Annotated in this window: 11 protein-coding genes; 5 read left to right on the forward strand and 6 right to left on the reverse strand. The window is 71.7% G+C overall.

Annotated elements, in window-relative coordinates; translation table 11 throughout:
- A partial coding sequence (locus B9G49_RS17100; protein ID WP_321166728.1) for a TrmB family transcriptional regulator sugar-binding domain-containing protein occupies nucleotides 1-107 on the reverse strand: 107 nt, incomplete at its 3' end.
- Nucleotides 108-255: 148 nt separating this feature from the next.
- Between B9G49_RS17100 and B9G49_RS14185 the strand changes: the two genes are divergently transcribed.
- On the forward strand, nucleotides 256-933 hold the full coding sequence (locus B9G49_RS14185) for a nucleotide exchange factor GrpE (RefSeq protein ID WP_086216808.1): 678 nt from the start codon (nucleotides 256-258) through the stop codon (nucleotides 931-933).
- Nucleotides 934-946: 13 nt separating this feature from the next.
- Here B9G49_RS14185 and surE read toward each other — a convergent pair whose 3' ends face one another.
- Nucleotides 947-1741 carry a 5'/3'-nucleotidase SurE gene (surE, locus tag B9G49_RS14190; RefSeq protein ID WP_086216809.1) on the reverse strand — a complete coding sequence of 265 codons (795 nt, stop codon included), beginning with the start codon at nucleotides 1739-1741 and terminating at the stop codon, nucleotides 947-949.
- 127 nt (nucleotides 1742-1868) lie between these two features.
- Between surE and B9G49_RS14195 the strand changes: the two genes are divergently transcribed.
- Nucleotides 1869-2168 carry a DUF5798 family protein gene (locus B9G49_RS14195; protein ID WP_086216810.1) on the forward strand — a complete coding sequence of 100 codons (300 nt, stop codon included), beginning with the start codon at nucleotides 1869-1871 and terminating at the stop codon, nucleotides 2166-2168.
- 23 nt (nucleotides 2169-2191) lie between these two features.
- On the opposite strand, the gene B9G49_RS14200 is transcribed toward B9G49_RS14195, so the two are convergent.
- Entirely contained in the window at nucleotides 2192-2740 is a 549-nt protein-coding gene (locus B9G49_RS14200; RefSeq protein WP_049929445.1) for a DapH/DapD/GlmU-related protein, read from the reverse strand.
- A gap of 75 nt (nucleotides 2741-2815) precedes the next feature.
- The gene (gene purD / locus B9G49_RS14205; RefSeq protein ID WP_086216811.1) at nucleotides 2816-4099 is read right to left on the reverse strand and encodes a phosphoribosylamine--glycine ligase; all 1284 of its coding nucleotides are present in this window, start codon (nucleotides 4097-4099) and stop codon (nucleotides 2816-2818) included.
- Nucleotides 4100-4240: 141 nt separating this feature from the next.
- Between purD and B9G49_RS14210 the strand changes: the two genes are divergently transcribed.
- Complete coding sequence (locus tag B9G49_RS14210) at nucleotides 4241-6487, forward strand: thioredoxin domain-containing protein (protein WP_086216812.1); 2247 nt, start codon at nucleotides 4241-4243, stop codon at nucleotides 6485-6487.
- A 58-nt stretch (nucleotides 6488-6545) separates the two neighbouring features.
- Nucleotides 6546-7670 (forward strand): geranylgeranyl reductase family protein, encoded by a 1125-nt coding sequence (locus tag B9G49_RS14215; protein ID WP_086216813.1) that lies wholly within the window; start codon nucleotides 6546-6548, stop codon nucleotides 7668-7670.
- A gap of 39 nt (nucleotides 7671-7709) precedes the next feature.
- On the opposite strand, the gene B9G49_RS14220 is transcribed toward B9G49_RS14215, so the two are convergent.
- Nucleotides 7710-8189, reverse strand: coding sequence for a TRAM domain-containing protein (locus tag B9G49_RS14220; protein WP_049929441.1), 480 nt, complete (start codon nucleotides 8187-8189; stop codon nucleotides 7710-7712).
- Between the two features lie 96 nt (nucleotides 8190-8285).
- Here B9G49_RS14220 and B9G49_RS14225 point away from each other — a divergent pair, with 96 nt between their 5' ends.
- Nucleotides 8286-9524, forward strand: a complete 1239-nt coding sequence (locus tag B9G49_RS14225; protein ID WP_086216814.1) for a mandelate racemase/muconate lactonizing enzyme family protein — start codon at nucleotides 8286-8288, stop codon at nucleotides 9522-9524.
- A gap of 225 nt (nucleotides 9525-9749) precedes the next feature.
- Here B9G49_RS14225 and B9G49_RS14230 read toward each other — a convergent pair whose 3' ends face one another.
- Nucleotides 9750-10370, reverse strand: a complete 621-nt coding sequence (locus B9G49_RS14230; protein ID WP_394334826.1) for a PHP domain-containing protein — start codon at nucleotides 10368-10370, stop codon at nucleotides 9750-9752.
- Nucleotides 10371-10395: the final 25 nt, after the last annotated feature.

Raw genomic sequence — 10395 nt, forward strand, 5'->3', positions numbered from 1 at the left:
GTCACGTGGATCCGGTCGGCCTCCACGTCCTCGTAGGCCGCGCCCCACCCGCCGACGGTCCACCGCTCGTTGCCGTCGTCGACGGCGATGGAGACGATCCCCGTCAGCGCCGTGACGCTCGGGGCCTAGTCGGCGTCGACCGCGGCGTCGGAGAGGTGTTCGGCGTCGACGACCTCGCCGACGAGATCGCGGAGCGCTGGGTCGACCTCGCCGCGGTTCTGAACGCTTATCCCCGCCGACCGACTTCCATCGGGTATGAGCGACGACGACGCCGTCGATGTCGAGTCCGCCGACGACGAGGGCGACGCGGCGAGAGCGAACGGCACGGCGGAGGCGACCGCCGACGGAGCGAGCGGGGAGTCGGCCGCCGGCGACGACGGCGGCGCCCGCGCCGAGAGCGAGGCGCTGGCCGCGGCCGTCGCCGAGCACGACGAGGCGCTCGCCCGCGAGGTGGCGGCGCTGGAGGCGGACCTCGCCGAGACCCGCGAGGCGCTCCGCGAGCGCGACGAGGAGGTCGAAGAGCTGACGAGCAAGCTCGCCCGCGTGAAGGCCGACTTCAGCAACTACAAGGAGCGCGCGAAGCGGAAGCAGGAGGACATCCGGGAGCGCGCCTCCGAGGCGCTCGTCGAGCGGCTCACGCCGGTCCGGAACGACCTGCTGCGCGCGCTCGACCAAGACGAGGGGAGCGACCTCCGCCCCGGCGTCGAGTCGACGCTGGAGAAGTTCGACGACGTGCTCGCCGAGGAGGGCGTCGAGGCGATCGACCCCGAGCCGGGCGAGGAGGTCGACCCTGCGCGCCATCAGGTGATGCTCCGCGTCGATAGCGAGCGCCCGGAGGGGACCGTCCACGAGGTGTACGAGCCCGGCTACGAGATGGGCGACCGCGTCCTGAGCGAGGCGAAGGTGACCGTCAGCACCGGCGACGGCGAGTAGCGCGGCCCGCTTTTCACGACCGCACTGTCGCCTCGTAGGCCTCCGCCAGCTCGTCGAGGCCCGCCTCCGGCTCGGCGGCGTGGGGGACCGATAGCGGCGAGACGGACACCTCGCCGTCGACGACGGCGCGCCGGTCGGTGCCGACGGGGTCTGGGACGTCGTCGTCGTTCATCAGGCCCCAGATCGGATCGGAGAACCCGACGCGACCGTCCCCGTTTCGTTCCGCGCGCAGCCCGTACCATGTCGAGGGGGTCGTGACGCGGAGCGGTGCGCGGTCCTCGTCCGCGATCGGCGCGTTGATGTTGAGGTAGTCCGCGCGGTCGAACACGCCCGCCTCGACCGCCTCGTCGACGAGGAACCGCGTCGCCCGGGCCGCGTGCGCGAAGTCGGCGCCCTCGAACTCGCGTTTCCACCAATCGTCGCCGCCGGGCACGTACATCGAGGCCGCCACCGCGGGCACGTCGAAGAACGCCGCCTCGACCGCCGCCGAGACGGTCCCCGACCGCCCGAGCGTGTACGCCCCGAGGTTCGCGCCCTCGTTACAGCCCGCGACGACCGCGTCGACCTCCGGGACGAGCTCGTCGAGCCCCGCGACGACGCAGTCGACGGGGGTGCCGTCGACGACGTATCCGAGTTCGTGGTCCTCGACGGCCACGTCCTCGGAGAGCAGACGGCCGACGGACGACTGGTCGGCCGCGGGCGCGACGACGGTCACCGCGTGCTCCTCGGCGAGCGCGTCGTACAGCGCGCGCAGTCCCGCGGCGTCGACGCCGTCGTCGTTGGTCAGGAGGATCCGGTCCACGCTCATACCCGTATCAGGGGCGAGTCGGGCAAAAGTCCACCGTCGGTCGGGGCCGCGGCGGTCGGCGAACCGACGGTTCGGGAGGGCCGCACCGAACGGAAAAGCACACGTATCGCCGGACCGACGCGTCGGTATGGGATTCGGGGACACCGCGAAGAAGATCCAGACGCTCGCCGACCGCGCGGAGCGCACCTACAAGAAGATCAGCGAGCTCCGCGACGAGGTCGACGAGACGCAGGAGACGGTGATAGACACCTCCGAGCGCGTCAAGACGCTCGAAAACGAGATGGCCGAGCAGCGGGCCGTCCTCGACGCCGTCGCCGAGGAGGTCGGCGTCGACCTCGAACGGGTGAGCACCGAGGCACACATCACCGACGCGGAGGAGGAACGGACCGCGAGCGACGGCGGCGACGCGGACGACGACGCCGTGTAAACCGCTGCCGCGTAGCCCCCCGGTCAGTCGTCGCTCGCGGCCGGGTCCGACCGCGAGACGACCTCGGCCGGGACCCCCGCGACGGTCGCGCCCGGCGGCACGTCCTCCGCGACGAGCGAGTTCGCGGCGACGCGCGCGCCCTCACCGATCGTGACGCCGGGGAGTACGACCGCCCCGGCGCCGATCATCGCCTGCTCCTCGACGACAACGTCGCCGAGCCGGTACTCCTCGTGGAGGAACTCGTGACACAGCAGCGTGGCGTCGTACCCGATTATCGCGTCGTCGTCGACCCGGATCCGCTCCGGCCAGAACACGTCCGGTGTCGACTCCAGCCCCCACGAGACGCCCTCCCCGACCGCGACGCCGATCCGCCGGAGCAGCCAGTTCTTCAGCCGGAGGCTCGGGCAGATCCGCGCGAGGACGATGACGACGTAGTTGCGGACGACCGCGAGCGGCGACTTCGCGTCCGGCCACGACCACAGGGAGTTCCGGACGCCCGGCGTCGGGAACCTGTCGAGGCGGTCGCTTCGGGACAAATCCTCGCGCGTCGCGTCTGGGTCGTCGTCTGTCACGTCACGCCGTTCGGACGGAGGGGATAAAAGGGTCGCTCCGGGCCGCCGACCCGCCGACCGAGCGGCCGGGCCGGTTCAGGGTCGCAGCTCGTCCATGTGGTCGATCCGGCGCTGGACGAGGTCGGCGGTCCCGATGTCGTGGCGGATGCGGACGCGGTCGCCCGCGGCGGCCAGGGCGTCCTCCGCTTGCGCCTCGGCGGCCGCGATCGAGTCACCGCGGCCGACGACGGCGAACGCCCGCGAGGTGGTGGTGTACAGCCCGCCGTCGCGCTCGTCGACGCTGGCGTAGTAGAGGAGCGCGTCCCCCGCGCTCTCCTCGTCGACCGCGATCGCCGCGCCCGCGTCAGGGTCGGTCGGGTAGCCGTCGGGGACCGCGTACTTACAGACGGTCGCCTCGCCGGAGAAGTCGAGCTCTGGGAGCGCGTCGCCGTCGCGAGCGGCGGCGAGCACGTCGACGAACGGCGTGTCGAGGACGGGCAGCGTGTTCATCGCCTCGGGGTCGCCGAACCGCGCGTTGAATTCGACGACCTTCGGCCCCTCGTCGGTGAGCATGAACTGTCCGTAGAGGACGCCCTTGTAGTCGGGGAGCGCGTCGACGACGGCCTCCAGCACGTCGACCGCGGCCTCGTAGTCGCCCTCGGCCATGAACGGGAGCGAGCGGCCGGTGTCGGTGTACGACCCCATCCCGCCGGTGTTCGGTCCCTCATCGCCCTCGTAGGCGCGCTTGTGATCCTGGACCGCGGGGGTCGTCCGCACGTCTCTGTTCGCGACGAACGCCTGAACCGTGAACTCCTCGCCGACGAGCCGCTCCTCGAGGACGACGCGGTCGTAGTCGGAGTCGCGGAGGTACGCCTTGGCCTCCGCCGCCGTCACTTGGTCGCCGATCACTTTCACGCCCTTGCCACCGGTAAGCCCGGCGGGCTTGACCGCGAGGTCGCCGTCGTACTCGTCGATGTGCTGGCAGGCTGCCTCGGTGTCGTCGAACACGGCGTAGTCCGGGCAGCCGGGGATCGCGTTCCGCTCCATGAACTCCCGCTGGTACGCCTTGTCCGTCTCCAGGCGGGCCTCCGCGGCCCGCGGACCGAACGCGTAGACGCCGGCGTCGTCGAGGGCGTCCGCGACGCCGGCCTCCAGCGCCGACTCCGGGCCGATGACCGCAAGGTCCGCGCCGACCGCGGTCGCGTACTCGGCGACGGCCTCGGCGTCGGTCTCGTCGATCGACTCGAACCCGTCCGCGAGGCGCCGGATCCCCGGGTTCCGGACGCTCGCGCAGGCGTACAGCGCGCAGTCGTCAGCCACCGCTCGGGCGAGCGCGTGTTCGCGGCCGCCGCCCCCCACAAGCAGCACGGTCTCCGTCATGCCCGACGGGTGACCGCACGGTAGTGTAAACCTTACTCTCTCCGCGGCCCGATATATGCTCGTTCGTGGATACCCGCGTCGCGGGCGGCGGCGCTCGGCGCGCCCCGGACGCCTTTTGTCGCGCCGGGCCGAACCGGGCCCATGTCACAGCCGACCGAGCGGAACCGCCTCGACGGGGAGGCGAGTCCCTACCTCCGACAGCACGCCGACAACCCCGTCAACTGGCAGCCGTGGGGCGACGCGGCGTTCGAGCGCGCCCGCGAGCACGACGCGCCGGTGTTCGTTTCCATCGGCTACTCCTCGTGTCACTGGTGTCACGTCATGGCCGAGGAGAGCTTCGAGGACGAGTCGGTCGCGGCGGTCGTGAACGACTCGTTCGTCCCGATTAAAGTCGACCGCGAGGAGCGCCCGGACGTCGACAGCACGTTCATGACCGTCTCCCAGCTCGTCACCGGCGGGGGCGGGTGGCCGCTCTCGGCGTGGTGTACGCCCGAGGGGAAGCCGTTCTACGTCGGGACGTACTTCCCGCCCGAGCCGCGGCGGAACCAGCCCGGGTTCCGCGAGCTCTGCGAGCGCATCGCCGACTCGTGGAGCGACCCCGAGCAGCGCGAGGAGATGGAGCGGCGCGCCGACCAGTGGGCCGAGAGCGCGCGTGACGAGCTGGAGTCGGTGCCGACGCCGGAACCGCCGGCTTCGGAGGAGGGGGGCGCCTCGCCGCCCGGCGACGACCTGCTCGACACGGCCGCGGCGGCCGCGCTGCGCGGCTACGACGAGGAACACGGCGGCTTCGGGAGCGGCGGCGCGAAGTTCCCGATGCCGGGCCGGATCGACCTCCTGATGCGGGCGTACGCCGGCCGCGGCCGCGACGCGCTCCTGTCGGCCGCGACCGGAACCCTCGACGGGATGGCCGACGGGGGGATGTACGATCAGATCGGCGGCGGGTTCCACCGCTACGCGGTCGACCGCGAGTGGACCGTTCCCCACTTCGAGAAGATGCTGTACGACAACGCCGAACTACCGATGGTCTACCTCGACGGCTACCGGCTCACCGGCGACCCGAGGTACGCTCGCGTCGCGAGCGAGTCGCTAGCGTTCCTCGACCGCGAGCTGCGACACGAGGGCGGCGCCTTCTTCAGCACGCTCGACGCGCGGAGCCGACAGCCCGCGAGCCGCCGGGACGACGAGGATGCGAGCCGCGGAGACGGCGAGGGCGCGAGCGACGGCGAGGACGTGGAGGGCGCCTTCTACGTCTGGACGCCCGAGGAGGTGGACGCCGTCCTCGACGAGCCAGCGGCGTCGCTGGCGAAGGAGCGGTACGGGATCCGGCCCGGCGGGAACTTCGAGCGCGGCTCGACGGTCCCGACGGTCGCGGCGTCGGTCGCGGAGCTGGCCGCGGACCGCGAGCAGTCGCCCGAGGCGGTCCGCGAGACGCTGACCGAGGCGCGCACGGCGCTGTTCGACGCCCGCGAGTCGCGACCGCGGCCCGCCCGCGACGGGAAGGTGCTAGCGGCGTGGAACGGGCGTGCGATCTCGGCGTTCGCGCGGGCCGGGGACGCTCTCGGCGAGCCGTACGCCGAGAGCGCCCGCGAGGCACTCGACTTCTGCCGCGACCGGCTCTACGACCCCGACGCCGAGACCGGCGCGCTCGCCCGACGCTGGCTCGACGGCGACGTGCGCGGGCCGGGGTACCTTGACGACTACGCATTCCTCGCCCGCGGCGCGCTCGACACCTACGCCGCGACCGGCGACCCGGAGGCGCTCGGATTCGCCTTAGATCTGGCCGACGCGCTCGTCGCGGAGTTCTACGACGCGGACGACGATACGATATACTTCACGCGCGACCTCGACGGGGACGGGACCGGCGGGGCGGGAGAGCGCGCCGACGCGGGCCCGCTCATCGCCCGGCCGCAGGAGTTCACCGACCGGTCGACGCCGTCGAGCCTCGGCGTCGCGGCCGAGACGCTCGCGCTCCTCGACGGGTTCCGGACCGGCGGGGAGTTCCGTGAGATCGCCGAGCGCGTCGTGACGACCCACGCCGACCGGATCCGCGGCGGTCCGCTCGAACACGCCTCGCTCGTCCGGGCCGCGGACCTCGTCGAGACCGGGGGGATCGAGGTGACGGTCGCCGCCGACGAGGTGCCGGACGAGTGGCGCGAGACGCTCGGCGAGCGGTACCTGCCGGGCGCGCTCGTCGCGCCGCGCCCGGCTACGGACGCGGGGCTTGACGAGTGGCTCGACCGCCTCGACATGGTCGAGGCCCCGCCGATCTGGGCGGACCGGGACGCGACCGACGGCGAGCCGACCGCCTACGTCTGCGAGGGGTTCGCCTGCTCGCCGCCCCGGACCGACCTCGACGCGGCGCTCGCGTGGCTCGGCGGCGACGAGTGATCCGCGAACCGGTCGGGAGCCGGAACCGTTTAGCCGTCTCGGGACGGTGATTACGGGCGTGTACGACTTCGTCGTCGTCGGAGCGGGGCCGGCCGGGTCGCGGTTCGCGCGCCGGGCCGCCGAGGCGGGACGCGAGGTCCTCCTGCTGGAGTCGGGGACCGTCGGCGAACCGCTGGCCTGCTCCGGCCACGTCTCGACGGACCTCTGGGAGTACGTCGACGACGGGGCGGTAGACCGGCTCCGGCAGAACCGAGTGTTCGGCGCGCGGTTCCACGTCGGCGGGCCGGAGTCGGCCCCCTATCCGTTCTACAAGCGGGAGCCCGTGTCGAACGTGATCGACCGGGTCGGCCTCGATCGGACCTTGGCGGACCTCGCCGAGGACGCGGGCGCGGACCTCCGGGAGGGCCACACCGTCGTCTCGGTCGACGAGCGCGGCGACCGCGTCGTCGTCGAGGCTAGCCTCGCGGACGGCGCCACCGAGCGCTTCGAGGCGCGCATGGTCGCCGGGTGCGACGGTCCGACCTCGCGGGTGCGCCGCGCGCTCGACCTCCCGGAGCCGGACGAACTGCTCCACGGCGTCCTCGCGTTCGACGACGCGGCGGACGCGGGCGACTACGTCGACGTCCACCTCACCGCGCCGACGTTCTTCGCGTGGCGGATCCCCCGCGGCGACGCCGGCGTCGAGTACGGGCTCGCGGCGCCGCCGAGCGAGGACGTGTCGGCGGGCTTCGACCGGCTCACGGACGCGTACGGCGCGACGACGGACCGTCGCTGCTCAGGCGCGATCCCCGTGGGACCGCCGGCGCGGACGACGAGCGACCGCGGCTTCCTGATCGGCGACGCCGCCGCGCAGACGAAGCCGTTCACCGGGGGCGGAATCTTATACGGGATGCGCGCGGCCGACGTCGCCGCGGCGGCGATCGACCCGCGCGACCCGGCGACGCTCGCCGACTACGAGTCGGAGTGGCGCGAGGAGCTGTCGACGGAGATCCGGCTCGGGAAGGCGATACGGCGGTGCTACTCGCTGCCGGAGCCGGTCCAGCGGGTCGGGCTGCGGGCGCTCTCGGGCGAGATCGGCGTCCACATGGACGAGCCGTCCTCGTTCTTCTCGCCGTCGAACCTCCGGGCGCTGTTTTCGCGGGCCGAGCCGCCCGAGGAAGGCCGCGTAGAGAGAGACGGGTGACGGCGGCCTCGAAGGGTCTCGCGACCTCGCAGCGCGGCGCTACTCCTCGACGACGTTCGCGAACGAGACGTTCTCCCGGACGCTCGTGATCTCGACGGTCGGCTCCTCGCCGGGCTCGGCGTCGGGGACGATGACGACGTAACCGCGTTCGATCTTCGCGATCCCGTCGCCCTTGTCGCCCAGCGTCTCGATCGTCACCTCGCGGACCTCTCCCTCCGAGACGGGCGGGTCGGGTTGGACGGCCCCGGCGGCCCCGCGAGAGGTGGGTCGATCGCCCCCGTCGGACGGGGGGCCGCTGGCGTCGGCGTCGGCGTCGGGAACGGACGACGCGGCGCCGTCGTCGGCCGCCGCCGAGGGCTCGCCGTCGGAGCGGTCGAGGACGGCGATCCGGTACGTCTCGCCGACGCTGACGCTTCCGTGTTCGATCTCCGACGCGGGGACGGTGACGACGTAGTCGTCGCCGCGGGACTCGACCCGACCCGTGTACAGACACGCGAGAGAATCCGTGATTTCGACCATGCCCACCCGTTGCGCGCACGGGGATGAAAAGCCACCTGTTCAGGCGTCCCACGCCCGATGGTAAACGTTTACCCTGTTCCGAATAAATCGGGGGGTATGAGCCGGAACTACGAGTCGCTCCACGACCCGAACGCGGAGTACACGATGCGGGAGCTCTCCGCCGAGACGATGGGGACCACGGGGACGCGCGGCGGCGATCGCAACGTCGAGATCACGGACGTCCAGACGACGATGGTCGACGGGAACTTCCCGTGGACGCTCGTCCGCGTCTACACCGACGCGGGCGTGGTCGGCACCGGCGAAGCGTACTGGGGCGCCGGCGTCCCGGAGCTGATCGAGCGCATGAAGCCGTTCGTGATCGGCGAGAACCCGCTCGACATCGACCGCCTCTACGAGCACCTGATCCAGAAGATGTCCGGCGAGGGCTCCGTCGAGGGCGTCACGGTCACGGCCATCTCCGGCATCGAAGTCGCGCTCCACGACCTCGCCGGCAAGATTCTCGACGTGCCCGCCTACCAGTTGCTCGGGGGGAAGTACCGCGACGAGATGCGCGTCTACTGCGACTGTCACACCGAGGACGAGGCGGACCCCGAGGCCTGCGCCGACGAGGCCGAGCGCGTCGTCGACGAACTCGGCTACGACGCGCTGAAGTTCGACCTCGACGTCCCCTCGGGCCACGAGAAGGACCGCGCGAACCGCCACCTCCGCCCCGGCGAGATCCGCCACAAGGCGGAGATCGTCGAGAAGGTCACCGAGCGCGTGAAGGACAAGGCGGACGTCTCCTTCGACTGCCACTGGACGTTCTCGGGCGGCTCCGCGAAGCGCCTCGCGGACGCCATCGAGGAGCACAACGTGTGGTGGCTCGAAGACCCCGTCCCGCCGGAGAACCTCGAAGTCCAGGAGGAGGTCACGAAGAACACGGTCACGCCGATCGCGGTCGGCGAAAACCGCTACCGCGTCACCGAGCTCCGCCGGCTCATCGAGAACCAGGCGGTCGACATCGTCGCGCCCGACCTGCCGAAGGTCGGCGGCATGCGCGAGACCCGCAAGATCGCCGACATCGCGAACCAGTACTACGTGCCGGTCGCGATGCACAACGTCGCCTCGCCGGTCGCGACGATGGCCGCGGCGCACGTCGGCGCCGCCATCCCGAACTCGCTCGCCATCGAGTACCACTCCTACGAGCTCGGCTGGTGGGAGGACCTCGTCGAGGAGAGTGTGATCGAGGACGGGTACATCGAGGTGCCGGAGGAGCCGGGCCTCGGCGTCACGCTCGACATGGACGCCGTCGAGGACCACATGGTCGAGGGCGAGACGTTGTTCGACGAAGCGTAAGCCGAAGTCGAACTCGATAGGAGAGCGGAGCGAGCCTATCGGTGTTCGACGAAGCGTAGCTTCGTCGGGCGAGCGAATCTCCGATTCCCGTCGTCCGATCCGGCGTAAGCCGGGGCGAGCCAGCAGCGCGAAGCGCTGCGCTGTTTGACGAGGCGTAAGCCGAAATCACACGAGGAAATAGCTGCGTTTTCGAAGGTCGCTCTCTCGAGGGCGTGAGCGACCGCGTCAGGCGTCCGCGACGATCCGGTCGAGGGGGACCGGCTCCAGCCCGCGACGGTCGAGTTCCGTCTCGATCTCTTGTACCCGGGGATCGATCACGTCGGGCTCGTGGCTGTCGGTCCCGACGCTCACGTCGACGCCGGCGTCGACGAGGCGGTCGAGGAAGGCGGGGGCCGGGTGGAACTCGCCGTAGCCGTCGAGCAGCCGCCCGGCGTTGATCTCCGGGACGGTCCGCGAGTCGCGGAACGCCTCGGCGACCGCGGCGTAGTGGTCCTCGGTCGCGAACCCGCGGAGGTGGGGGTTGCGCTCGACCAAGTCTGGGTGCGCGGCGATCGCGAACAGCTCCGACTCGACCAGGGCGACCAGCTGCTCGAAGTACCGGTCGACGAGTTCGCGGCGCTCCGCCTCGGGCTTGTCGGCGAAGTGCGAGCGCGTGTGGACGTTGACGCCGTCGAGGTCGTGGACGCTGCCGACGGCGTAATCGAAGTCCGCCTCGTCGAGGAACTCGGCGATCGCGTCCGCGTGTTCGGGGTCGTAGTCCATCTCCGCCGCGTCGAACACGTCGACGGCGACGGCGTCGCGGGCCGGCTCGACCGCTGCGGGGCGGCGCGCGGAGGCTCGGTCGATGTTGAACCTGAAACGAGCGCTCGTC

It is taken from the genome of Halorubrum sp. SD683 (assembly GCF_002135045.1).
Taxonomy (GTDB): Archaea; Halobacteriota; Halobacteria; order Halobacteriales; family Haloferacaceae; genus Halorubrum; species Halorubrum ezzemoulense.

Coding starts and splice junctions, on each gene's coding strand:
- B9G49_RS14220 (WP_049929441.1), bottom strand. CDS start 8,189: ATGGTCGAAATCACGGATTCTCTCGCGTGTCTGTACACGGGTCGGGTC.
- purD (WP_086216811.1), bottom strand. CDS start 4,099: ATGACGGAGACCGTGCTGCTTGTGGGGGGCGGCGGCCGCGAACACGCG.
- surE (WP_086216809.1), bottom strand. CDS start 1,741: ATGAGCGTGGACCGGATCCTCCTGACCAACGACGACGGCGTCGACGCC.
- B9G49_RS14210 (WP_086216812.1), top strand. CDS start 4,241: ATGTCACAGCCGACCGAGCGGAACCGCCTCGACGGGGAGGCGAGTCCC.
- B9G49_RS14185 (WP_086216808.1), top strand. CDS start 256: ATGAGCGACGACGACGCCGTCGATGTCGAGTCCGCCGACGACGAGGGC.
- B9G49_RS14195 (WP_086216810.1), top strand. CDS start 1,869: ATGGGATTCGGGGACACCGCGAAGAAGATCCAGACGCTCGCCGACCGC.
- B9G49_RS14225 (WP_086216814.1), top strand. CDS start 8,286: ATGAGCCGGAACTACGAGTCGCTCCACGACCCGAACGCGGAGTACACG.